The 23,361-nt window shown below is 74.5% G+C and carries 19 protein-coding genes and 1 riboswitch; of the genes, 12 read left to right on the forward strand and 7 right to left on the reverse strand.

The genetic code is table 11. From position 1 onward, the window contains the following. Positions 1-140 precede the first annotated feature (140 nt). Positions 141-1,049 carry an aspartate carbamoyltransferase catalytic subunit gene (locus tag LG943_RS13870; protein WP_270072677.1) on the reverse strand — a complete coding sequence of 303 codons (909 nt, stop codon included), beginning with the start codon at positions 1,047-1,049 and terminating at the stop codon, positions 141-143. Then, positions 1,049-1,684 (reverse strand): bifunctional pyr operon transcriptional regulator/uracil phosphoribosyltransferase PyrR, encoded by a 636-nt coding sequence (pyrR, locus tag LG943_RS13875; RefSeq protein ID WP_270072678.1) that lies wholly within the window; start codon positions 1,682-1,684, stop codon positions 1,049-1,051. Before pyrR ends, LG943_RS13870 begins: the two co-directional genes overlap by 1 nt. A 520-nt stretch (positions 1,685-2,204) precedes the next feature. On the opposite strand from pyrR, the gene bldD reads away from it, so the two are divergent. Next, a complete protein-coding gene (gene bldD, locus LG943_RS13880; protein ID WP_017591133.1) occupies positions 2,205-2,699 on the forward strand; it encodes a transcriptional regulator BldD in 495 nt (164 codons plus the stop codon). A 753-nt stretch (positions 2,700-3,452) separates the two neighbouring features. Further along, entirely contained in the window at positions 3,453-4,064 is a 612-nt protein-coding gene (locus LG943_RS13885) for a GNAT family N-acetyltransferase (RefSeq protein ID WP_270072679.1), read from the forward strand. On the opposite strand, the gene metF is transcribed toward LG943_RS13885, so the two are convergent. Further along, a complete protein-coding gene (gene metF, locus LG943_RS13890; protein WP_270072680.1) occupies positions 3,982-4,935 on the reverse strand; it encodes a methylenetetrahydrofolate reductase [NAD(P)H] in 954 nt (317 codons plus the stop codon). The two genes, LG943_RS13885 and metF, sit on opposite strands and share 83 nt — an antisense overlap. 122 nt (positions 4,936-5,057) lie before the next feature. Between metF and LG943_RS13895 the strand changes: the two genes are divergently transcribed. From LG943_RS13895 to LG943_RS13905, 3 genes are all read left to right on the forward strand, one after another. Beyond that, on the forward strand, positions 5,058-6,128 hold the full coding sequence (locus LG943_RS13895) for a polyprenyl synthetase family protein (RefSeq protein ID WP_270072681.1): 1,071 nt from the start codon (positions 5,058-5,060) through the stop codon (positions 6,126-6,128). A gap of 1,581 nt (positions 6,129-7,709) precedes the next feature. Continuing rightward, the gene (locus tag LG943_RS13900; protein WP_270072682.1) at positions 7,710-9,107 is read left to right on the forward strand and encodes a DUF418 domain-containing protein; all 1,398 of its coding nucleotides are present in this window, start codon (positions 7,710-7,712) and stop codon (positions 9,105-9,107) included. A 170-nt stretch (positions 9,108-9,277) separates the two neighbouring features. After that, entirely contained in the window at positions 9,278-10,162 is an 885-nt protein-coding gene (locus tag LG943_RS13905) for an SDR family oxidoreductase (RefSeq protein WP_270072683.1), read from the forward strand. Between the two features lie 168 nt (positions 10,163-10,330). On the opposite strand, the gene LG943_RS13910 is transcribed toward LG943_RS13905, so the two are convergent. The 3 genes from LG943_RS13910 to LG943_RS13920 form a co-directional block, all read right to left on the reverse strand. Continuing rightward, complete coding sequence (locus tag LG943_RS13910) at positions 10,331-11,962, reverse strand: long-chain fatty acid--CoA ligase (protein ID WP_270072684.1); 1,632 nt, start codon at positions 11,960-11,962, stop codon at positions 10,331-10,333. Positions 11,963-12,155: 193 nt separating this feature from the next. Beyond that, entirely contained in the window at positions 12,156-12,857 is a 702-nt protein-coding gene (thiE, locus tag LG943_RS13915; RefSeq protein ID WP_270072685.1) for a thiamine phosphate synthase, read from the reverse strand. A gap of 107 nt (positions 12,858-12,964) precedes the next feature. Beyond that, positions 12,965-13,324, reverse strand: a complete 360-nt coding sequence (locus LG943_RS13920; RefSeq protein ID WP_270072686.1) for an Rv2175c family DNA-binding protein — start codon at positions 13,322-13,324, stop codon at positions 12,965-12,967. 243 nt (positions 13,325-13,567) lie between these two features. Continuing rightward, positions 13,568-13,681, forward strand: a riboswitch (TPP riboswitch). Here LG943_RS13920 and thiO point away from each other — a divergent pair. The 5 genes from thiO to LG943_RS13945 all read left to right on the forward strand — a co-directional run bounded on the left by thiO (position 13,676) and on the right by LG943_RS13945 (position 18,865). Next, positions 13,676-14,875: a glycine oxidase ThiO gene (gene thiO, locus LG943_RS13925; protein ID WP_270072687.1), complete on the forward strand. Its 1,200-nt coding sequence runs from the start codon at positions 13,676-13,678 to the stop codon at positions 14,873-14,875. Its footprint overlaps the riboswitch before it by 6 nt. Beyond that, positions 14,866-15,066, forward strand: a complete 201-nt coding sequence (thiS, locus tag LG943_RS13930) for a sulfur carrier protein ThiS (protein WP_270072688.1) — start codon at positions 14,866-14,868, stop codon at positions 15,064-15,066. Before thiO ends, thiS begins: the two co-directional genes overlap by 10 nt. 6 nt (positions 15,067-15,072) lie before the next feature. Further along, a complete protein-coding gene (locus LG943_RS13935; RefSeq protein ID WP_270072689.1) occupies positions 15,073-15,894 on the forward strand; it encodes a thiazole synthase in 822 nt (273 codons plus the stop codon). A gap of 252 nt (positions 15,895-16,146) precedes the next feature. Next, a complete protein-coding gene (pknB, locus tag LG943_RS13940; protein WP_270072690.1) occupies positions 16,147-18,108 on the forward strand; it encodes a Stk1 family PASTA domain-containing Ser/Thr kinase in 1,962 nt (653 codons plus the stop codon). 112 nt (positions 18,109-18,220) lie between these two features. Beyond that, positions 18,221-18,865, forward strand: coding sequence for a response regulator (locus LG943_RS13945; protein WP_270072724.1), 645 nt, complete (start codon positions 18,221-18,223; stop codon positions 18,863-18,865). A gap of 113 nt (positions 18,866-18,978) precedes the next feature. On the opposite strand, the gene glpK is transcribed toward LG943_RS13945, so the two are convergent. Next, complete coding sequence (gene glpK, locus LG943_RS13950; protein WP_270072691.1) at positions 18,979-20,457, reverse strand: glycerol kinase GlpK; 1,479 nt, start codon at positions 20,455-20,457, stop codon at positions 18,979-18,981. Positions 20,458-20,725: 268 nt separating this feature from the next. On the opposite strand from glpK, the gene LG943_RS13955 reads away from it, so the two are divergent. Further along, complete coding sequence (locus tag LG943_RS13955) at positions 20,726-21,751, forward strand: 6-phosphofructokinase (RefSeq protein ID WP_270072692.1); 1,026 nt, start codon at positions 20,726-20,728, stop codon at positions 21,749-21,751. 255 nt (positions 21,752-22,006) lie between these two features. Next, positions 22,007-23,284, forward strand: a complete 1,278-nt coding sequence (gene thiI / locus LG943_RS13960) for a tRNA uracil 4-sulfurtransferase ThiI (RefSeq protein ID WP_270072693.1) — start codon at positions 22,007-22,009, stop codon at positions 23,282-23,284. The last annotated feature ends 77 nt before the right edge of the window (positions 23,285-23,361 follow it).

The following is a 23,361-nucleotide window of genomic DNA, read 5'->3' on the forward strand; positions in this document are numbered from 1 at the left end:
CGTACTTCACTTCTGTGTCAGTGGCGGCTAGTGGCGGCTGAGGGTGCGGCCGGCCCGGTGCCGCCGCGCGGTGCGGCGGGCGCGCGGGCGCGGGCGGTGCCGGCGGCGGGCCGGGTGCGGCGGGTGGCGGCACCGCGGGGCTAGGACCCGCCCAGCAGCAGGTAGAGCGCCGCCATGCGGACGCTGACGCCGTTGGCGACCTGCTCGCTGATGGTGCTGCGCGCGGAGTCGGCGACCTCGGCGGAGATCTCCATGCCGCGGACCATGGGGCCGGGGTGCATGACGATGGCGTGGTCGGGCAGGCGGGCGAGGCGGTCGCGGTCCAGGCCGTAGCGGCGGCTGTACTCGCGGGCGGTCGGGAAGAACGCGTTCTGCATCCGCTCGGCCTGGACGCGCAGCAGCATCACCACGTCGGTCTTGGGCAGGACGGCGTCGAGGTCGTAGGAGACCGCGCAGGGCCAGGTGTGCACCGAGACCGGCATGAGGGTGGGCGGGGCCACCAGGGTGACCTCGGCGCCCAGGGTGTGCAGCAGCAGCACGTTGGAGCGGGCCACGCGGCTGTGCAGGACGTCGCCGACCACGGCCACGCGCAGGCCCTCGACGCGGCCGGTGCGCGCGCGCATGGTGTAGGCGTCCAGCAGCGCCTGGGTGGGGTGCTCGTGGGTGCCGTCGCCGGCGTTGAGCACGGCGCCGTCGACCCAGCCGGCGAGCCGGTGGGCCGCGCCGGAGGCGGGGTGGCGCACGACCACGCCGTCGGCGCCCATGGCCTGGAGGGTGAGCGCGGTGTCCTTGAGGCTCTCGCCCTTGGAGACGCTGGAGCCCTTGGCCGAGAAGTTGATGACGTCGGCCGAGAGTCGCTTGGCGGCGAGTTCGAAGGACGTGCGGGTGCGGGTGGAGTCCTCGTAGAAGAGGTTGACCACGGTGCGTCCGCGCAGGGTGGGCAGCTTCTTCACCGACCGGCCGCTGACCTGGGCGAGTTCGGCGGCGGTGTCGAGCACCAGCGTGGCCTCGTCGCGGGAGAGGTCGCCGGTGGAGAGCAGGTGGCGCATCAGCGGTCGTCCTCCTCGCCCGGGCGCGGGCGGGCCGGGCCCAGCAGCACGGCGTCGCGGCCGTCGAGTTCGGCCAGCCGGACGTCGACGCTCTCGCGCAGCGACGTGGGCAGGTTCTTGCCGACGTAGTCGGCGCGGATGGGCAGCTCGCGGTGGCCGCGGTCGACCAGGATGGCCAACTGCACCGCGCGGGGGCGGCCGATGTCGTTGAGGGCGTCCAGCGCGGCGCGCACGGTGCGGCCGGAGAACAGCACGTCGTCGACGAGGACCACCACGCGGCCGTCGACCCCTTGGGGCGGGATCTCGGTGCGGCCCAGGGCGCGCGCGGGCGCCAGGCGGAGGTCGTCGCGGTACATGGTGATGTCGAGGGAGCCCCAGGGGACGGCGCGGCCCTCGACCTGCTCGACGCGCTCGGCCAGGCGGCGGGCCAGCGGGACGCCGCGGGAGGGGATGCCCAGCAGGGTGACGTCGTGGGCGCCCTTGGTGCGCTCCAGGACCTCGTGGGCGATGCGGGTCAGCGCCCGCTGGATCTCGGGACCGTCGAGGACGGTCCGCGCGGTCTGGGCGCCGGGAGCCGTGGGATCGGCCGCCGGGGACGCCTCCGCGTCACTTTCCGCGCGTTTTCGCGCACACACAGTAGTGACCCCCTTTCCTGCCTCACGGGACAGGTCGTTAAAGGATGTCGATCGCGCACACGTTATCAGCGGAGAGGGACAGCGGTGATCACCGCCCGCAGCGATACCGGACAAAAATATGACACTCGTCACAGCGGGGCGCGTTGACATATCCCCCGATGTGGTGGCGTTCGAGGCGACTCGGACACCGCGTGTCTGGGGCGAACGCGTGGAATCCCAGCATTCTCGGGCTTTCCGCGCCGCCCGCGCGCGTGCGATGTCCGCTCGGTCACGTTTTGAGAGGGACCTCACTTACACACGGTTTGGCCACTGATTCATCGCGTTTCCGCCCAACGGCTTGACCTGGCAACCGAACGGCCTTACCGTCACTGTCCGTAACCAATCTTGGGCGGCGCAGCTTGGTGCCACCCCTGGGGCGGCCCCCTGACCGGGGTCCGCCGCGGGGTGCGGCCACCACCGAGCGAACTCGGGGCACACCGCCCACGCCAAGCACCTTCACGGCCGGGGAGCGACGAAGAAGATGCCATCCGAATACGCCAAGTCACTCGGCGCGCGGCTGCGCGCCATCCGCACCCAGCAGGGCCTGTCCCTGCACGGGGTCGAGGAGAAGTCCCACGGCCGCTGGAAGGCCGTCGTCGTGGGCTCCTACGAGCGCGGCGACCGCGCCGTCACCGTCCAGAAGCTGGCCGAGCTGGCCGACTTCTACGGTGTGCCCATGTCGGAGCTGCTGCCGGGCGGCGCCGCGCCGACCCCGCTGGGCCCCACGCCCAAGCTCGTCATCGACCTGGAGCGCATGCAGCAACTGCCCCAGGAGAAGGCCGGGCCGCTGGCACGCTACGTGGCCACCATCCAGAGCCAGCGCGGCGACTACAACGGCCGTGTCCTGTCCATCCGCCAGGAGGACCTCCGGTCGCTCGCGGTGATCTACGACCGCTCGCCGGGCGACCTCACCGAGGAGCTGATCAACTGGGGCGTCCTCGACCCCGAGGCGCGCCGCGCCGTCGACGCCTTCTAGCCGACCGCGCCGCGCGCACGGCGCCACCGGTCCTCTTCGTCGACGCCCCCGTGCCCCAGGGGCCCGCAGTACGCGCACCGGAAACACGGCAAACGGCCACGCCCCCTCAGGACGTGGCCGTTTTCGCGTGCCCGGGGCCTTCCCCCGCGCCCGGCGGGGGGTTTCGGACGTGCCGCGGCGGACCCCGCTCCCCGGCGCGGCGGAGACGGGCGCAGTGGCGCGGGTGGCCGACCTGGAATCCCAGGCCGCGCCAACGCAGGCGGAGCGCGGCAAAGTGAGAACGCCGACCCGGCCACCAGGCTCCGGGAGCGCCGCCCGCGTTCGGCGCGCGGCGCGCCGGCGGGATGGCACGGGGCGGCGGAGGCCGGCAGGTGCGGGCGTCAGGAACAACCCGGGAGGCCGAAGGCAGGCAGCGGGCCGCGGGGCACCGGAGGACGGCCGAGGGAGCCTGAGGCGGCCGGGAAGCCGCGAGCCGAAGCGCGGCGGAGCGTTGCCGCGCACACGAAGGCGGCCGGGCAAGAGGCTTCCCCTCCCCCCGCCCGGCCGCTTCCCCGCGTTCGCCCGGCGCCAGAGGTCAGGCACCGATCGGCCAACGCGAGCCGGAGCGTACTCCCGTGCTCCGCCGGCCGTCCGCCGACCGACCGACTCGAACAGAAGTACGAACAGGTCCAAGTTAAGCGCACCCCACCGTCCTCGTCAACAGCGGCGCCGGCGCGCGCGGCAGGGCGCGGCGATGCGGGTTAGGGTGGCGGCGTGTCCGGTGACATCGAGCTGTGGGAACTGGCCGCCCCCGCCTTCCTCCACACCCTTCCCGCCCTGGTGGAGGTCTACGCGGCCGCCATGAAACCGCCCCGCGACCAGCTCCCCGGGCGCCAGGCCATCATGCGCGAGCACGCCCGCCACCCGCTCTTCCGCAGCGTGGTGGCGCTGCGGCCCGGCGACCCCGGCGCGGCCGGGTTCGCCTACGGCTTCCACGGCCGGCGCGGGCAGTGGTGGCACGACATCGTCTCCGGCGAGGTGCGCGCCCGCGACCCCGAGGCCGAGCGGCGCTGGCTGGGCGACTCCTTCGAGATCGCCGAGGTGCACGTGCTGCCCGCCGAGCAGGGCCGGGGCGTGGGCCGCTCGATGCTGGAGGCGCTGACGGCGGCGCGCCGGGAGCGCACCGCCGTCCTGTCGACACCCACCGGGCCGACGGCGGCCCGGAGCCTGTACCTCTCGTGCGGGTTCGCCGACCTGCTGCCGGAGTTCCGCTTCCCCGGCAACCCGCATCAGCCCTTCGCGATCATGGCCGCGCCGCTGCCGCTGCGGGCATCCGGTCGGCGGCGATCTGCTGGTAGATCTCGCGCGTGGCAGTGGACTGGTTGAACGTGATGAAGTGGATGCCGGGCGCGCCCTCGTCCAGCAGCCGCTCGCACATGCGCTGCGCCTGCTCGATGCCCAGCGCCCGCACCGCCTCGGGGTCGTCGGCGACCCGCTCGAACTCCGCCGCTAGGTGGCGCGGGAACGGCGCGCCGGAGAGCTGCTCGGAGCGCTCGATGGTGGCCAGCTTCACCACCGGCATGATCTCGGGGATGATCGGGACGTCGCAGCCCCGGGCGGCGACCCGGTCGCGCAGCCGCAGGTAGTCGTCGGCGTCGAAGAACATCTGGGTGATGGCGTAGTCGGCGCCGGCGCGGCACTTGCGCACGAAGTACTCCACGTCGGAGTCGACGTCGGGCGAGCGCGGGTGCTTGTAGGGGAACGCCGCCACGCCCACGCAGAAGTCGCCGGACTCCTTGAGCAGCCGCACCAACTGCTCGGCGTACTCCAGGCCCTCGGGGTGGCGGACCCACTCCCCCAGGGGGTCGCCGGGCGGGTCGCCGCGCAGCGCGAGGATGTTGCCCACGCCCACGGCGGCGAACCGGCCGATGAGGTGGCGCAGCTCGCGCACGGAGTGGTTGACGGCCGTCATGTGCGCCACCGGCAGGAGCGTGGTGTCGGTGGCCATGCGCTCGGTGATCTCGACGGTGAGGTCGCGCGTGCCGCCCCCCGCCCCGTAGGTGACCGACACGAACGAGGGCGCCAGCGCCTCGATCTCGCGGATGACCCGCCAGAGCTTGCGCAGGCCCTCGGGGGTCTTGGGCGGGAAGAACTCGAAGGAGAAGGTGGGTTCGCCGGCCTTGAGCAGTTCGCGGATCCGGCGCGGCCGGGCGGACAGGGCCGGCGCGCTTCCGGGACGTGTCGATGAGGCGAGCATGCCCTCTACCTTAGGCGAACCGCCTCCGGCGGTGGAGTCGACCTGACACGCGCGGAGAGGGACACAGGGGCGGAATCGGTCGGTGCGCCAAGCCTGGTGCGCACACCCGATAACCTCTGCCCATGACCTCCTCCGACTCCTCTCCCGTCGCGTTCGTGCGCGCGGCCGTCGACGCCGAGCTGGCCCGCTTCGTCGCCGAGCGCCGCGCCCAGTTGCTGGAGATCGGGGGCGAACTCGCCCCCGTAGTGGACGCGCTGGAGGCCATGCTCGCCGGCGGCAAGCGGCTGCGCCCGGCGTTCTGCTACTGGGGCTGGCGCGGGGCGGGCGGCGCCGACACCCCCGACATCCACGCGGCGGCGGCGTCGCTGGAGTTCCTCCAGGCGTGCGCGCTCGTACACGACGACGTCATCGACAACAGCGACACCCGGCGCGGGATGCCCGCCACCCACAAGCGCATGGAGGAGCTGCACGCCCGCTCGGGGTGGAGCGGCGCGGCCGACGCGTTCGGGCGCGGGGCCGCCATCCTGATCGGCGACCTGTGCCTGGCCTGGAGCGAGGACATGTACCAGGCCAGCGGCCTGAGCCTGGCGGCGCTGCGCGCGGGCCGGCGGCCCTTCGACGCCATGCGCACCGAGGTCATGGCCGGGCAGTACCTGGACATGCTGGAGCAGGTGCGCGAGGACGGCGGCGTGGACGCGGCGCTGCGGGTCATGCACTACAAGGCCGCCAAGTACACCGTGGAGCGCCCGCTGCACCTGGGCGCGGCCCTGGCCGGGCGCTACGACGACCTGGGGCCGGTCTTCAGCGCCTACGGCCTGCCGCTGGGGCTGGCCTTCCAGCTCCGCGACGACATCCTCGGCGTCTTCGGCGACCCCGGCCAGACCGGCAAGCCGGCGGGCGACGACCTGCGCGAGGGCAAGCGCACCCTGCTGGTGGCCGAAACCCTCGACCGCGCCGCCCCGGCCGACGCGGCGGAGTTCCGCCGCCACCTGGGCGACCTCGACCTCACCCCCGAGCGGGTGGAGTGGATGCGCGCCCTGGCGGAGGACTGCGGCGCCCTGGCGGCGTGCGAGCGCCGCATCGACGACCTGGTGGCCCAGGCCACGGCCGCCCTGGACACCGACCTCATCGACGACACCGCCCGTGCCCCCCTGGCCGACCTCATCGTGGCGGCGACGGCCCGCAAGCACTGACGAAGGCGTCACGGGCACCAAGGGCGTTAACGACGTCAACGGCGTCAGCGGCATCAGGGCGCGGGAGGCGATCACCGGCCCGCCGGGCGAACGGCTGAGGCGGCGACGTGGCACCGAAGGCGACGGGGGCCGGACACGCGGTCATCGGGCACCCCACCTGAGGCCAGGGCCGCGACGGGGCACCGAAGGCGGCGGGGCATCCGGGCGGCCAACGGACCGCACCGCGTCCGTCCGGGGCGGCGACGATGGCGCCAAGGGCCGCAGCGGTCCGGGCACGCGGTCATCGGCACGGCGGCGGCAGGGCCGGGGAGCGAGGAGGCGCCGAAGGCGGCGAGGGGCCGGGCTCGCGCGAGCCGGTACTGCGGAGGGCGGCCGGGGCCGCGACGGGGTCCGCGCACCCGCGCGGCGGGCGGGGCGGACTGACGGTGCCGCCCCCGCCCTCGATGCCCCCCGCGCGGGACAATGCAGACAAAGCGGGCACCCGACCTCGGAAATCTCACATTGTGAGACGTTGGCGGCCTCTTTCACGACGACCTGCGAGTTCGACGCGCCAGAGCGACAGATAGGCGCGGTTCGTCGCCTCCAAAAAGCGACATAAGCGTCCAAATGGTCAATCGCCCCTCCCCGAGTGTCTCACCATGCGGGCGGAAGCACCCCTTCGGCACCCTTCGTCGCCCTTGCGTGACAGCCGAATGAAAGAACAAACAGGACAAATTGCTAAATAACAACGGGGCGCGAGCGGACGACATGTGGGTTTGCCCCACCAGCCCTCCGCGCGAGCCACTTCAAGCAGGGGCGGCCCCGCCACCAAGCCGCCAGCCCCGAGGCCGCCCCGTCGCCCACCTCAACCACCTGACGGCCGCACCGACGTTCGCCCGCCGAACCCCCATCCGCCCTCGCCGCCCCCGTCTCGGCCTCAGCCACCCGCCTTGGTGACCGGTGAACGCCACCCGGCACCCCACCACCCTCGCTGCCGCGTCGCCGCTCCAGCCACCGTGCGACAGCACCGATGACCGCCGCCCGCACCCCTGCGGCCCCCGGCGCCCCGTCGCCGCCCCAGCCACCCGACCGCCGCACCGATGTTCGCCCCACCCGAACCCCCACCCGCCGTCGCCGCCCCGACGCCACCCCAGCCAGCACGCAACAGCACCGATGACCGCCGCCCGCACCTCCGCCACCCTCGGTGCCTCGTCGCCACACCCGCCACCCGGGCGGCGGAGCGGTATGGCCTCCCCCGGACCTTCCGCCCCTCCCCCGCCCCCTCCCGAGGCCGGATGCGGACAGCGGCCGTGATCATCGCCGCACCCCTCCCCCTCCCCGCCGCTGTCCCGGCCCGCTCCCCCAGCACCCCAGCACCTACGTTTCCGCTGGTCAGATGCGCCATGAGGGCGACTGTCCCGCACAGAGGTGAAGGGCCTCCCCCTTGCGGTGGAGGCCCGCGCCCTACTCGCGGTCGATATGCCCTACGTCCGCATTGCGGCAGGGTGGAGGAATTAGTCCGTTATCGCGCTGACGCGCCTCGCGGCGGTCCGGCCCCGGCCCCGGCGCGGGTCCCCGAACATCCACCACCTGGAGTTTGCAGTGAACGCCACCACATCCCCCGCACGCGGGCCGGTGCGCCCCGACGAGCGGGCGCTGGCTCCTGACCTGGCGCGCGGGTTCATGCTCCTGATGATCGCGCTGGCGAACACGCCCTGGTACCTGTGGGGATCGCCGCAGTCGTCCATGGGCGCCCACCCCACCGACGGCTCGGCGCTTGACCGCGCCGTGCAGTTCGTCATGATCACGGCGGTCGACGGCCGCATCTACCCGATGTTCGCGTGCCTCTTCGGCTACGGCATGATGCGCCTCTACGACCGCCAGCGGGAGGCGGGCGCCAGTGAGCGGTCGGCGGCGGGCGTGCTGCGGCGCCGCCACCTGTGGCTGCTGGTCTTCGGCTTCCTGCACACGCTGCTGCTGTTCATGGGCGACATCCTGGCCACCTACGGCCTGGCCGGGCTCATCCTGGGCTGGCTGCTCCTGCGCCGCAGCGAGCGGGCCATCCGGATCGCCGCCGGAGTGCTGCTGGGCGTGGTGCTCCTGCTGTACGGCCTCACCCTGCTGGGCGCGGTCGCCGCCGCCTCCGCCCCGCCCTCCGCGGCCGACGCGGAGTCAACGGCCGGAATCCCCGACATCCTGCACGCCTCCTTCGGCGAGCCCGACATCCTGGCCGCCGCCGTGGACCGCGTCATCGTGTGGCCGCTGATGCTGCTCGTCCAGGTGTTCGGGCTGACCGTCCCCGCCATGATGGCGCTGGGCATGGTGCTGGCCAAGCGCCGCGTCCTGGAGCGCCCGCAGGACCACCTCCGGCTGCTGACCTGGACGGCCGTGATCGGCATCGGCGTCGCCTGGGTGTCGGGCCTGCCGCACGCGATGGCCCACGTCGGCCTCTTCGACTCCTCCGAACTCCTCAACACCTCGCTGGGCGGCGTGCAGCAGCTCAGCGGCGTGTTCGGCGGCACCGGCTACGTGGCGCTGTTCGGGTTGATCGGCTACGCGATGACCCGCCGCTCGCGCCGGGGCGTCGTCACGACGGCCGTCGCGGCGGTGGGCAAGCGCTCCCTGTCGTGCTACCTGGCCCAGTCGGTGATCTGCGCGCCGCTGCTGACGGCCTGGGGCGTGGGGCTCGGCGGGGTGTTCGGCAGCGCCCAGATGGCGGCGTTCGCGGTGGGTGTGTGGCTGGTGACGCTCGTCGGCGCCTACGCGATGGAGCGGGCCGACGTGCGCAGCCCGGCCGAGGTGCTGCTGCGCAGGCTCAGCTACCGGGGGCGGTCCCGCCCGGGCAACGACCCCGCCGCGACCGCCGGTGCCCCGGCGGCCGCACCCGCCGCCCCGTCCGGTACCGACGCCTTCCCCGCCTCGCCGACCGCCCCGCCCGCTCCGCCCACCCCCGGCCCGCAGCCGCCGGCCGACGGCCCGACCGCCCCGCCCGGCCGCTGAGGCGGCGTGCCGGCCGCCCCGCTGAGGACGGCGGCCGGCACGCCCCCTCCTCCGCCCCCGCACGGCACAACACGCTGAGCCCCCGACGCGACCCCCGCGCCCGCGCGGGTTGCGTACGGGGGTGCCCACGGTCGGTGACCATCACCCCCTGTTGCCCGATAATGACCGCCATGGGCGACGATCAGGCAATAACGCACACCATCGGCATTACGGGCGCCACCGGCGCCCTCGGCAGGCGCGTGGCCGACCGGCTGGCCCGGCGGGGGGTGGCGCAGCGGCTCATCGTGCGCGACCTCAACCGCGCCCCGGAGCTGCCCGGGGCCAGCGCCGTCATGGCGTCCTACGAGGACACCGCCGCCTTCGAGCGCGCCGCCAGGGGCGTCGACACCCTGTTCCTGGTGTCGCTGCCCGAGGCGGCGGACCGGGTGCCGGTGCACGCGCGGGTGGTCGACGCCGCCCTGGCCGCCGGGGTGAGCCGGATCGTCTACACGTCGTTCCTGGGCGCCGGCCCCGCCTCGGTGTTCATCTTCGCCCGCGACCACTTCCACACCGAGGAGCACATCCGGGCCTCGGGTGTCGCCCACACGTTCCTGCGGCCCAGCCTCTACCTGGACCTGCTGCCCTCCTGGGCCGACGACACCGGCATCATCCGGGGGCCGGCCGGTCTGGGCCGGGCGGCGTGGGTCTCGCGGGACGACATCGCCGACGCGGCGGTGGCCGTGCTCACCGGCGGACCGGCCCACCACGGCCGCACCTACGACCTCACCGGCCCGGAGGCCATGACGCTGGGCGAGACCGCCCAGCGGCTGTCCGCGCTGACCGGTCGGGTGATCGCCTACGTGCCCGAGACCTGGGAGGAGGCGCTGGCCTCGCGGCGGCTGACTGGCGCCCCGGACTGGCAGATCGAGGGGTGGGCCAGCTCCTACGCCGCCATCGCGGCGGGCGAACTGGACGTGGTCTCCCCCGCGGTGCCCGCGCTCACCGGCCATCCCGCCCAGTCGCTGGAGGGCTTCCTGCGCACCCACCCCACCGCGCTGCGGCACGTGCTCGTCTAGCGCCCGGCCCTCGGCGCCCGGCGCGCGGCGAACCCGGCCCCCTGCCGGGCCGCGCGGGCGGCACCGACCCGCACCGCCCGCCGCACCCGCGCATCCATCCGCCCCGCCGCTCTGCGGCCGACCGTGTCGGTCGCAGAGCGGCGGCGGAGTCCACCGGCCCGGCGCCGCCTACCCCCGGACCTCGGCCACCTTCAGGGCGCCCTCGGCGTGCCGGCCGCGCAGCACCTTCTTGTCGAACTTGCCGACACTGGTCTTGGGCACCTCCGCCACGAAGGTCCAGTACTCCGGCACCTGCCAGCGCGGCACCCGCTCGGCGAGGAAGGCCCGCAGCTCGGCGGCCTCCGCCACCGCCCCCTCCTTGAGGACCACCGCCACCAGCGGCCGCTCGTCCCACCTGGGGTCGGGCACCGCCACCACGGCGGCCTCGGCCACGGCCGGGTGCGACATCACCTGGTTCTCCAGCTCCACCGAGGAGATCCACTCCCCGCCGGACTTGATGACGTCCTTGGCGCGGTCGGTGAGCCGCAGGAAGCCGTCAGGGGTGAGCGTGCCGACGTCGCCGGTGCGCAGCCAGCCGTCGTGGAACCGCTCGGGGTCGTCGTCGCGGTGGTAGGAGCCGGTCACCCAGGGGCCGCGCACCTCCAGCTCGCCCACGCTGGTGCCGTCGTGGGGCACCGGGCGGCCGTCGGGGCCCACCAGGCGGCCCTGGACCGAGGCGGGCAGTCGCCCCTGGCTCAGCCGGTAGGCCCAGCGCTCCTCGCCCTCGGAGTCCGCCGGCGGCCGGGCGACGCTGCCCAGCGGCGAGGTCTCGGTCATGCCCCATGCGTGCAGCACCGGGATCCCGTACAGCTCCTCGAACCGGCGCATCAGCGACGGCGGGCAGGCCATGCCGCCCACCACCACGCTGTGCAGCGAGGAGACGTCGCGCGGCGCGGACTCCAACTCCTGGAGCACGCCCTGCCAGATGGTGGGCACGGCGGCGGCGAGGGTGGGCCGCTCCGCCTGGATCATGTCGGCCAGCGGTCCGGGCTGGAGGAACCGGTCGGGCAGCAGCAGCGAGGCGCCGACCATCAGGGCGGCGTAGGGCAGGCCCCAGGACATCGCGTGGAACATCGGCACGACGGCCAGCGCGTGGTCGGCCTGGCTGAGCGCCTTGCCGTCGGTCATGCACACCTGCATGGAGTGCAGGTACACCGAGCGGTGGCTGTAGGCGACCCCCTTGGGCGCGCCGGTGGTGCCGGAGGTGTAGCACATGGCGGCGGCGTCGCGCTCGTCGACGGCCGGCCAGTCGAAGGTGTCGGGCTGCCCGGCGATCAGCTCCTCGTAGGAGTGCACCGCCACGCCCTCGGCCGCCAGGGCGCCGGGGTCGCCGCCGCAGACCACGACGTGGCGCACGGTGCGCAGGCGGGGCAGGACCGGGGCGAACAGCGGCAGCAGCGAGGCGTCCACGATGACGACGTGGTCCTCGGCGTGGTCGGCGATGTAGGCGATCTGGTCGGGGTGCAGCCGGATGTTGAGGGTGTGCAGCACCGCGCCCATCGCGGGGACCGCGAAGTACGCCTCCAGGTGCTCCTGGTTGTTCCACTGGAAGGTGGCGACGCGCTGGTCGCCGGTGACGCCGAGGCCGCGCAGCGCGTGGGCCAGGCGCGCGGCCCGCGCGCCGACCTCGGCCAGGGTGGAGCGGCGCGCCGTGGCGGGGTCTCCCGACCAGGTGACGACCCGCGCGCGGCCGTGGACGGTGGTGCCGTAGCGGACGAGGTCGCCGATGGAGAGGGGTACGTCCTGCATGGTGCTGCGCATCAGCCCACACCCTTCGCAAATCCGTTGTGACGGGTATCACGGGTGCAACTGACGCTAGGAGCCGGGCGCGGCCCGGAAAAGGACGTAACGGAGATCGTTACCTAACGGTGTTAGGGGTGTGTGGCGCGCCGCAGCGGGGCGTCGGCCGGATCAGCCGTGCCGCCGCCCCGAGGGCGTGCTGCCGCCTCCCCGACTACCGCGAGGCGCCCGCGTCCGCGTTGGCGTCCCCGTTCGCGGCCGCGTCCAGGCGGCGCCGGAACTCCGCCGCCGCCGCCCGGGGGTCGTCGGCCTCGGTGATGGCGCGGACCACCACCACGCGGCGCGCACCCGCCGCCAGGACCTGGTCCAGGTTGCCCAGGTCGATCCCGCCGATGGCGAACCACGGGCGCGCGGTGCCCAGCGCGGCCGTGCGCTCCACCAGCTCCAGCCCGGCCGCCGCGCGCCCCGGCTTGGTGGGTGTGGCCCAGGTCGGGCCCACGCAGAAGTAGTCGACCCCCTCCTGCCCGGCCGATGCCGCCGCCATGGCGGCGTCGCTGTTGGAGCGGCCGATCAGCGGCTCGGGGCCGATGATGTCGCGGGCGGCGGGCACGGGGAGGTCCTCCTGGCCCAGGTGCAGCACGTCGGCGCCGGCGGTGCGGGCGATGTCGGCGCGGTCGTTGACCGACATCAGCGCGCCGTGGCGCGCGCAGGCGGCGCGCACGACCTCCAGGGCCGCCAACTCCTGGCGGGCCTCCAGCGACTTGTCGCGGAGCTGGACGATGTCGACTCCGCCCGACAGCGCCGCGTCGAGGAACTCGGCGAGGTCGCCGCGCTCGGCGCGGGAGTCGGTGCACAGGTACAGGCGCGCCCGTGCCAGGCGCTCGCGCAGGCTGGTGCTGGTGCTCACCCGCGTCATGCTAGTGCGCGCCCGCGCGGCGCCCGGCGGGCGGGGTGGGCGCCGCGCCCCGGCGTGCCCGCGGGCGCCGGGGCGGATCCGCCGCGCCCGCCGGGTGCGGCCCGCGCCTACAGGGCCATGGCCTGCGCCCGGCGGCGGACCTCGGTGCCGCGGTTCTCGGTCAGCGCCTGGATGGGCGCGCCGGGAAGGGTGTCGTCAGGGGTGAACATCCACTGGAGCGCTTCGTCGGTGCTGAACCCGGCGTCGGCCAGGACGGTCAGCGTGCCCGGCAGGCCCTTGACGATGTCGTCGCCGGCGATGAACGCGGCGGGGACGCACAGCTCACCCTTGCGGCGGACGCCGAGCAGCTTGTGGTCGGCGATGAACTGCTTGACGCGGTTGGGGCTGGTGTTGAGCGCCCGCGCGACGTCCTTGATGGTCATCCATTCACCGACGAGGGTGTCGGTGTCGTGGTCGTTCTCGGTCACGCTGCCAATGTCCCACACCCCGGCCCCTCGCAAACGCGGCCAACGTCCCCGCACCGGCCGCGTTCGCTCACGGCGTGACCGGCGGCGACCGGCGCGGTCCCCCGCCCGGCGCGCCCGGCGACCTCGGACGGCGCCCCTCGCGCCCCCGCCCTCTCCCTTCCGTCACCGCCGGCCGCGCCGACCCCTCCCCCGCCCGGCCCGCCCGCCCCTCCGGCCGCGCGGGGTCATAGGATGGGTGCGGACAAGGACACCCGCGGGAGCCGGGTCGGGACCCGGCTGAGAGGGAGGCTGTCAGCCTCCGACCGCATGAACCTGATCCGGGTCATACCGGCGAAGGAAGTGGCGACCACCGTGTGCGCAGCGATATCCGCCTCCCGCTCCCCCGACGTCGTCGTCGTGGGCGCCGGCCTGATCGGGCTGGTCACCGCCTGGCGGGCCGCCCAGCGCGGCCTGTCCGTCACCGTGGTCGCCCAGACCGCCGCCGGCGCCGCCTCCCCCGTCGCGGCGGGCATGCTCACCCCCGCCACCGAGGCCGCCTTCGGCGAGGAGGCGCTGATGCGCTTCGGCGTCCTCTCCCGCGACCGCTACCCCGCCTTCGTCGCCGAACTGGAGCAGGACAGCGGCCTGCCCGCCGGCTACCGCCCCCACGGCACCCTCCAGGCCGCGTTCGACACCGACGACCTCGCCCGGCTGGCCCACCTCAGCGAGCTGCGCACCCGCCTGGGCCTGCGCACCGAGCGCCTCACCGGCCGCGAGTGCCGCCGCCTGGAGCCGATGCTGGCGCCCGCCGTGCGCGGCGGCTACCTCGCCCCCGACGACCACTCCGTGGACCCCCGCCGGCTGCTCGCCGCCCTGCACGCCGCCGCCGAGCGGCGCGGCGCCGTGGGCGTCCGCGACCGGGTCAGCGAGGTCGTCCTCGACGGGGGCCGCGTGCGCGGCGTGCGCCTGGCCTCCGGCGGCGAACTCGCCGCCGGCCAGGTGGTGCTGGCCGCCGGCGCGGGCATCCCCGCCATCGGCGGGCTGCCCCCCGGCGCGGTCCCGCCGCTGCGCCCGGTCAAGGGGCAACTGCTGCGGCTGCGCACCCCGCCCGGCGAACCCCCGCTGGTGGGGCGCACGGTGCGCGGCCTGGTGCGCGGCTCCCCCGTCTACCTGGTGCCGCGCGAGGACGGCGAGATCGTGCTGGGCGCCACCCAGGAGGAGCAGGGCCACGACACCCGGCTCACCGCCGGCGGGCTGTGGGAGATCCTGCGCGACGCCCACGAACTGGTGCCCGGCGTCAGCGAACTGGAGGTCGCCGAGACCTGCGTGGGACTGCGCCCGGGCTCCCCCGACAACGAACCGCTGCTGGGCCCCACGTCGGTGCCCGGCCTGCACCTGGCCGCCGGGCACTTCCGCCACGGCGTGCTGTTCACCCCGGCCACCGGCGACGCCATGGCCGAGGCACTGACCACGGGCGCCCTGCCCGGGTACGCGCGCCGGTTCGCCGCCACCCGCGCGCTGGAGGCCGTCGGCGGCACCGGCACGGGAGGCGGAGCGGACCAGTGGACGTGACCATCAACGGGCGGCCGAGCAGCGTCGCCCCGCACACCACGGTGGCCGAGGTCGTGGCCTCGCTCACGCGGTCTGCGGGCGGCGTGGCCGTCGCCCTCAACGACGAGGTGGTGCGCCGGGCCGACTGGGCGACCACCGTGGTCGCCGAGAACGACCGCATCGACGTGCTCACCGCGGTGCAAGGAGGCTGAACCCCCATGACCTACGCCCCTGAGTCCCCCGCCGCCCCCGCCGGCGCGGCGCCGGCCGTCCCCGACCCCGCCGCCGACCCGCTGGTCATCGCCGGGCGCGCCTTCACCTCCCGGCTGATCACCGGCACCGGCGGCGCGCCGTCGCTGCGGGTGCTGGAGGAGGCGCTGGTGACCTCCCGGACCGAACTGACCACGGTGGCGCTGCGCCGCGTGGCGCCCGGCGCCGAGGGGTCGGTGTGGGAGGTGCTGCGCCGCAACGGCATCAGCCCCCTGCCCAACACCGCCGGGTGCTTCACCGCCGGCGACGCGCTGCGCACCGCCCGGCTGGCCCGCGAGGCGCTGGAGACCGACTGGATCAAGCTGGAGGTCGTCGCCGACGAGCGGACCCTGCTGCCCGACCCCGTCGAACTCCTGGACGCCGCCGAGCGGCTGGTCGACGAGGGCTTCACCGTGCTGCCCTACACCAACGACGACCCGGTGCTGGCCCGCCGCCTGGAGCAGGTGGGCTGCGCCGCCGTCATGCCGCTGGGCGCGCCGATCGGCTCGGGGCTGGGCATCCGCAACCCGCACAACATCGAGCTGATCGTGGAGCAGGCGAACGTGCCGGTGGTCATCGACGCCGGCATCGGCACCGCCAGCGAGGCGGCGCTGGCCATGGAGCTGGGCTGCGACGCGGTGATGCTGGCCACGGCCGTCACCCGCGCCAAGGACCCGGTGCTGATGGCGGCGGCCATGCGCGACGCCGTGTCGGCGGGGCGGGCCGCCTACCGGGCCGGGCGCATCCCGGTGCGGCGCTACGCCCAGGCGTCCTCCCCCGGGGTGGACTGACCGCCCCCTCCGCCTTCCCGCGCCTGCCTCCCGCACCCTTCCCCCACCCCGCGTCCGGCCGCGGCCCCTGGCGGCCGGGCGCGGCGCGGGCCGCGCGGGGCGGGTAAAGGATCGGCTCCTGGCCGCGCCGGGCCACCGCGTCGCGAACGCGGCCGTGGCGGGGGTTCCGGACGCCCCAGGCCGCCCCGCCCGGTTCGGCCGGGCGGTGGATCGACTACGACCGGCTGTCCCATACGCCCTAAACTCCCCTGTGTGGACATGACGACTGCGGACCCCCTTGTCGGCACGACCCTCGACCAGCGCTACCGCGTCGAGGCGCGCGTCGCCAGCGGCGGCATGGCCACGGTCTATGTGGCCCACGACCTGCGCCTGGACCGCCGTCTGGCGTGCAAGGTCATGCACCCCTCCCTGGCCGAGGACCCCACGTTCGTGCGCCGCTTCATCAACGAGGCGCACTCGGTGGCCAAGCTGTCCCACCCCAACGTGGTGGGCGTCTTCGACCAGGGCACCGACCAAGGCCACGTCTACCTGTGCATGGAGTACGTCCCCGGGCGCACCCTGCGCGACATGCTGCACGCGCGCGGGCGGCTGGCGCCGCGCGACGCCCTCGACATCATCGCCCCCGTGCTGGCCGCGCTGGGCGCCGCCCACCAGGCGGGCATGATCCACCGCGACGTCAAGCCCGAGAACGTCCTGCTCACCGAGTCCGGCCTGGTCAAGGTCGCCGACTTCGGCCTGGCGCGGGCCGTTGAGTCCCAGCAGGGCATGACCAAGACCGGCACCCTCATGGGCACCGCCGCCTACCTGGCGCCCGAGCAGATCGAGCGCGGCACCTCCGACGCCCGCACCGACGTCTACGCCGCCGGCATCATGCTCTACGAGATGCTCACCGGCCGCCAGCCCCACACCGGCGACACCCCCATCTCCATCGCCTACCAGCACGTCAACGAGGACGTCCCGCGCCCCTCGCGGATGGTGCCCGGCATCCCGCCCGAGGTCGACACCCTGGTCACCCGCGCCACCGAGCGCGACCCCCGCTACCGCCCCGCCAACGCCGGGCAGTACCTCGCCCTGGTGCTGGAGGCCCGCAACTCCCTGCCCGCGGCGGCCGGCGCCGGCCCGGTGCCCGGCGCCGCCGCGCCCGCGCCGGTCAACGCCAACGACACCCTGGTGGTGGAGGCCGGCGGTCTGGCCGACCTCCGCGACCCCGACGACCTCGACGACGACCTCCCGCCCGAGCGGCGCGGCCCGCTGGGCCGCCTGGACCGCCGGCACTACCCCGCCCTGCTGGTCTCGGCGGTGCTCGCCCTGGTGCTCATCGTGCTGGGCTGGTGGTTCTTCATCGGCCGCTACGAGCCCGTGCCCGACGTGGTCGGCATGGGCGAGGAGGAGGCCGCCAACGTCCTGCGCGACGCCGGGCTGCGCATGGAGGTCGCCGACTCCCAGGTCTACAGCGACGACGTCGAACCCGGCCTGATCGCCGAGGTCGACCCCGGGGTCGACGACCGCGTGCTGCCCAACGACACCGTCACGGTGTCGCTGTCCAAGGGGCCCCAGACCGTCGAGATGCCCGACGTGGTCGGCCAGTCCGCCTCCGACGCCCGCGCGGCGCTGGAGGAGGAGGGCTTCACCGAGATCACCGAGGAGCAGACCACCTCCCACGAGGAACCCGCCGGCACCGTGCTCAGCACCGACCCCGAGCCCGGCGCCGAGGCCGACCGCGAGGGCGAGATCGTCCTCACCGTCGCCCAGGGCTTCGACCTGCCCGACGTGGTGGGCCAGGACCAGGAGCAGGCACGGTCCACGTTGGAGGACCTGGGCCTCCAGGTGTCGCTGACCGAGCAGTCCAGCGACGACGTCCCCGCCGGGCAGGTGATCTCCCAGGACCCCCAGGGCGGCTCCACCGCCAGCGCCGGCGACGACGTCACCCTCACCGTCTCCACCGGGCCCGAGATGGTCGCGATCCCCGACGTCACCGGCTGGAAGGTCCAGGACGCCGAGAAGGAGCTGCGCGAGCTGGGCTTCGAGGTCACCGTCACCGAGATTTTGGGCGGCGACCGGGTCGTGCGCTACAGCCCCGAGGGCGAGGCCGAGAAGGGCACCGAGATCGAGCTGTGGGTCAGCCCGTTCGGCCCCGGCGGCGACGAGGGCGAGGGCGGCGGCAACGGCAACAACGGGAACGGCAACGGCAACGGGCGCGGCGGCGACGACTGACCCGGGCCGCCGGCGGCCCCGCCCGCCGGCGGCCGTTCGCTAGGCTCGCCGCATGGACAGCCCGCCCAGCCCCGACCGCGCCGCCGCACCCCCGGTGCGCCCGGTGCGCGTCATGGTGGTCGACGACCACCCGATGTGGCGCGACGCCGTGGCGCGCGACCTCGCCGAGGCCGGCCTGGAGGTCGTCGCCACGGCCGGCGACGGCGCCAAGGCGGTGCGGGTGGCCCCGGCCGCCCGGCCCACGGTCGCCGTGCTCGACCTCCAGTTGCCCGACATGTCCGGGGTGGAGGTCACCCGCCGGCTGCTGGCCGCCGCCGACCCGCCGCGCATCCTGATCCTGTCGGCCAGCGGCGAGCGCGCCGACGTGCTGGAGGCCGTCAAGGCGGGCGCCACCGGCTACCTGGTGAAGTCGGCCGGGCGCGAGGAACTGCTGGACGCCGTGCGGCGGGTGCACGCCGGCGAGGCGGTCTACACCGCCGGGCTGGCCGGGCTGGTGCTGGGCGAGTACCGGCGCATGGCCGCCGAGCCCCGCACCCGCCGCGACCCCGCCCCCGCGCCCTCCCTGACCCCGCGCGAGACCGAGGTGCTGCGCCAGGTGGCCAAGGGCCTGGGCTACAAGCAGATCGCCGAGCGGCTGTCGATCTCGCACCGCACGGTGCAGAACCACGTGCAGAACACGCTGAACAAGCTGCACCTGCACAACCGGGTGGAACTGGCGCGCTACGCGATCGACCGGGGCCTGGACGCCGACGGCTGAGCCGGCCGCTGACGCGGCGCCCCGCCCCCGCGCCGCGCCATGGCGCAGCCTGGCGCGCCGGGGGCCGGCGGCGGGGCGGCGGGGACCGGGCCGCCCTTGGCCCCGCTGGGCCGTCAGCCGATGTCGGCCCAGCCCTTGGTCCGCTCCACCGCCGCGCGCCAGCGGCGGTGGGCGCCCTCGTGGCGCTCGCCCGGCTCGAACCGGCGGTCGAGGTTCCAGGTCTGGGTCAGCTCGTCGGTGGAGGACCACACCCCCGTGCCCAGGCCGGCCAGGAACGCCGCCCCCAGCGCGGTGGTCTCCTGCACCTGGGGCCGGGCCACGCTCACCTGGAGCTGGTCGGCCTGGATCTGGCACAGCAGGTTGTTGGCCGAGGCGCCGCCGTCGACCCGGAGTTCGGGCAGTTCGGTGCCCGAGGCGCGCGCCATGGCCTCGGCGACGTCGCGCACCTCGAAGGCGATGGCCTCCAGGGTGGCGCGGGCGATGTGGGCGCGGCCGGTGCCCCGGGTGATGCCGAAGATCGCGCCCCGGGCGTGGGGGTCCCAGTCGGGCGCGCCCAGGCCGGTGAGCGCCGGCACGAACACCACGCCGCCGGAGTCGCGGACGCTGGCGGCCAGGCCCTCGGTCTGGGCGGCGGTGTCGATGAGCCCCAGTCCGTCGCGCAGCCACTGCACGGCGGCGCCGGTGACGAAGATGGAGCCCTCCAGGGCGTACTCCAGGCGGCCGTCGGGGTGCTGCCAGAGCACGGTGCTCAGCAGGCCGTGCTCGGGCGCCACCGGCGACTCCCCGGTGTTGACGAGCACGAAGGACCCGGTGCCGTAGGTGCACTTGGAGGAACCGGGGGTGTAGCAGTTCTGGCCGAACATGGCCGCCTGCTGGTCGCCGGCGATGCCCGCCACGGGCAGGCGCAGGCCGAGGAACTCCTCGGGGTCGGTCTCGCCGACGGTGCCGTAGGAGGGCACGACCTCGGGCAGCGCCGAGACCGGGACCCCGAACAGCTCGCACATCTCCTCCGACCAGCGGCCCTCGTTGATGTCGTAGAGGAGGGTGCGCGAGGCGTTGGAGGCGTCGGTGACGTGGCGGGCGCCGCCGGTCATGCGGCTGATGATGTAGGAGTCGACGGTGCCGGCCACGGTGTCGCCCGACTCCACGCCGCTCCAGGCCCGCTTGTCGTTGCGGCTCATCCAGGTGAGCTTGGTGGCGGTGAAGTAGGGGTCCAGGCGCAGCCCGGTGACCTGGGTCACGCGCTCCTCGTGGCCGGCATCGCGCAGCTCCGAGCAGATCCCGGCGGTGCGGCGGTCCTGCCACACGATGGCTCTGCGCGGCGCGCCGCCGCGCTTGCGGCTCCACAGCACGGCGGTCTCGCGCTGGTTGGTGATGCCGATGCAGGTGGGCGCGGTCTCGGTGCCGTCCAGCGCGGTCTGGCACGCCGAAAGGGTGGCCTGCCAGATCTCCTCGGGTACGTGCTCGACCCACCCCGACTCGGGATAATGCTGAGCGAACTCCTGGTAACCCCGGGCGAGAACGGCGCCGTTCTCATCCACGATGAGGGCGGTGACACCGGTTGTTCCGGCGTCGATCGCGAGGACGGTCATGGGTTGGCCTCCAGCACGTTGGACGACTATGGTCTAGACCATGCGGACGGTGTGAGCGGACGGCACCGGCCCCCGCTCCCAGACATCACCCGAGGGGTCTACCCGGGGGTGCGGGGCTTGCAACGCGCGCCGGACGCCATCCGTGACACCGGTCACATTCTCGCTGCCGTGCCGGCGGCGGGCGACCCCGGGGTCCGCAACGCCTGGAGGGCGCCCCGCGCCGGCCATGGCAGTCAGGGTTTCGTCATTGGATTCGAGGAGTACGCGCATGCGAGTCGGGGTGCTGACCGGCGGCGGTGACTGCCCGGGGCTGAACGCGGTGATCCGCGCGGTCGTCCGCAAGGGGATCAAGGACTACGGCTACGAGTTCGTGGGGTTCCGCGACGGCTGGCGCGGCCCGCTTGAGGGCGACACCATGCCCCTGGACCGCGCGGCCGTCAGCGGGATCCTCCCGCGCGGCGGCACGATCCTGGGCTCCTCCCGCACCAACCTCATGAAGATCGACGGCGGGGTGGAGCGGGTCAAGGCCAACATGGCCGAGCTGGGCATCGACGCGCTGGTGGCCATCGGCGGCGAGGACACCCTGGGCGTGGCCACCCAGCTCACCGACCGCGGCGTCAGCGTCGTGGGCGTGCCCAAGACCATCGACAACGACCTCAACGCCACCGACTTCACCTTCGGCTTCGACACCGCCGTCAACATCGCCACCGAGGCGATCGACCGGCTGCACACCACCGCGGAGTCCCACCACCGCGCGCTGGTCGTGGAGGTCATGGGCCGCCACGCCGGGTGGATCGCCCTGCACTCGGGCATGGCCGCCGGCGCCAACGTCATCCTCATCCCCGAGCGGCCCTTCGACATCGACGAGGTCGTGGCGCACGTCGAGAGCCGCTTCAAGACCAACTACGCGCCCATCATCGTCGTCGCCGAGGGCGCCCACCCCAAGGACGGCCAGATGGAGCTGTCCACCGGCGAGAAGGACGCCTTCGGCCACGTCCGCCTGGGCGGCATCGGCCAGCGCCTGGCCGACGAGATCGAGTCGCGCACCGGCAAGGAGGCCCGCTCGGTCGTGCTGGGCCACGTGCAGCGCGGCGGCACCCCCTCGGCGTTCGACCGCGTCCTGGCCACCCGCCTGGGCGTCAACGCCATCGACGCCGTCCACGACGGCGACTTCGGCAAGATGGTCGCCCTCCAGGGCACCGACATCGTGCGGGTGGACCTCTCGGCGGCCACCGAGAAGCTGAAGACCGTCCCCACCGAGCGCTACGAGGAGGCCGAGGTCTTCTTCGGCTGACCGGCGCCGCGCGGCCCGGCCGCGCACAGCCCCGCACCGCCGCGGCGGCGCGCGGGGCCCCCCCGCGCGCCGCCGCGCCCGGGGGCGGCCCCTCCGGAGTCCCGGCCGCCGGAAGCGGGAATCCGGTTGTCCCGACCGGTCGTTGGGATGTTCGATACTGGGATATCACCCGCAGGCGCCGGGCGCGGCCCCCTCCGCGGCCGCCCGCGCGCCTCCGGGCACCACGCACGCGAACGAACCGTTGGAGCCGCCGCCATGGCCGTCATGTCCGAGCCCGAGGCCGTCGACGGGCGCGAGGCCGCCGAAGCCGCCGTCCAACTGCGGTCCGCCTCCGGACCGCACGAGCTGTGCGTGCTGATGAAACTCGGCGAGATCGTGCTCAAGGGCAGCAACCGCCGCCTGTTCGAGCGCCGGCTGCACAACAACATCCGCGCCTCGGCGCGCGGTCTGGGCGAGATCAAGCTGACCCAGCGCGGCGCCGGCGTGATCATCGTCCGCATGCCCGGCGGCTCCGACCTGGAGGTCGCCGAGCTGGCCGAGCGCATGCGCAACGTGATGGGCGTGGTGTGGGTGCACCTGGTGCGCCGGGTGCCCAAGGATCTCGACACCGTGACCGCCACCGCCGTGGCGGCCCTGGCCGACCGCACCGGCACCTTCGCGGTCAAGGCGCGCCGCCGCGACAAGCGGTTCCCGCTGACCTCCTCCGAGATCGCCCGGCACGTGGGCGCCGCCGTGCAGGCGGCCCACGGCCTGCCGGTCGACCTCAAGCGGCCGGCCAACACGGTCGCCATCGAGGTCGACAAGGACGAGGTGTTCGTCTTCACCGACGGCATCCCCGGTCAGGGCGGGCTGCCGGTGGGCATGAGCGGGCGCGCGCTGGTGCTGCTGTCGGGCGGCATCGACTCCCCCGTCGCCGCGCACCGGATGATGCGCCGCGGCCTCAAGGTCGACTTCCTGCACTTCTCCGGCATGCCGTTCACCGGCCCGGAGTCCATCTACAAGGCCTACAGCCTGGTGCGCCAGCTCGACCGCTTCCAGGTGGGTTCGCGGCTGTTCGTGGTGCCCTTCGGCAAGGCCCAGCAGCAGCTCAAGAGTTCGGGCGTGGAGCGGTTGCAGATCGTGGCGCAGCGGCGGCTGATGCTCAAGACCGCCGAGGCGCTGGCCGACGACCTCGGCGCCGAGGCGCTGGTCACCGGCGACGCGCTGGGCCAGGTCTCCAGCCAGACCATGACCAACCTGACCGCCCTGGACGACGCCGTCGACCTGCCGATCCTGCGCCCGCTGATCGGCATGGACAAGACCGAGATCATGGACCAGGCGCGGCGGATCGGCACGCTGACGATCTCCGAGCTGCCCGACGAGGACTGCTGCACGCTGCTGACCCCCCGCCAGGTCGAGACCGCCGCCAAGATCCCCGACCTGCGCCAGATCGAGAAGCGGCTGGACGCCGAGGAGCTGGCCGAGCACCTGGTCACCACGGCGCAACTGCACCGGCCCAGCTTCCTGGGCGACTCCGCGCCCGCCAAGGTCTGAAGGCGCTCGCGGCGCCAAGGCCGCATCGGGGGGCGCCGCGCCGCCGCGCACGGCGGCCCCGGTTCCGGGCCGGAACC

The sequence above is a fragment of the Streptomonospora mangrovi genome, assembly GCF_027604915.1.
In the GTDB taxonomy this organism is placed as follows: Bacteria; Actinomycetota; Actinomycetes; order Streptosporangiales; family Streptosporangiaceae; genus Streptomonospora; species Streptomonospora mangrovi.

Bases quoted from the DNA above. Each gene is read 5' to 3' on its own strand.
- LG943_RS13945 (WP_270072724.1), top strand. From the start codon at position 18,221: ATGGTGGTCGACGACCACCCGATGTGGCGCGACGCCGTGGCGCGCGAC.
- LG943_RS13935 (WP_270072689.1), top strand. From the start codon at position 15,073: ATGACCTACGCCCCTGAGTCCCCCGCCGCCCCCGCCGGCGCGGCGCCG.
- LG943_RS13955 (WP_270072692.1), top strand. From the start codon at position 20,726: ATGCGAGTCGGGGTGCTGACCGGCGGCGGTGACTGCCCGGGGCTGAAC.
- LG943_RS13895 (WP_270072681.1), top strand. From the start codon at position 5,058: ATGACCTCCTCCGACTCCTCTCCCGTCGCGTTCGTGCGCGCGGCCGTC.
- thiE (WP_270072685.1), bottom strand. From the start codon at position 12,857: ATGACGCGGGTGAGCACCAGCACCAGCCTGCGCGAGCGCCTGGCACGG.
- metF (WP_270072680.1), bottom strand. From the start codon at position 4,935: ATGCTCGCCTCATCGACACGTCCCGGAAGCGCGCCGGCCCTGTCCGCC.
- LG943_RS13910 (WP_270072684.1), bottom strand. From the start codon at position 11,962: ATGCGCAGCACCATGCAGGACGTACCCCTCTCCATCGGCGACCTCGTC.
- glpK (WP_270072691.1), bottom strand. From the start codon at position 20,457: ATGACCGTCCTCGCGATCGACGCCGGAACAACCGGTGTCACCGCCCTC.
- thiI (WP_270072693.1), top strand. From the start codon at position 22,007: ATGGCCGTCATGTCCGAGCCCGAGGCCGTCGACGGGCGCGAGGCCGCC.
- LG943_RS13905 (WP_270072683.1), top strand. From the start codon at position 9,278: ATGGGCGACGATCAGGCAATAACGCACACCATCGGCATTACGGGCGCC.
- LG943_RS13870 (WP_270072677.1), bottom strand. From the start codon at position 1,049: ATGCGCCACCTGCTCTCCACCGGCGACCTCTCCCGCGACGAGGCCACG.
- bldD (WP_017591133.1), top strand. From the start codon at position 2,205: ATGCCATCCGAATACGCCAAGTCACTCGGCGCGCGGCTGCGCGCCATC.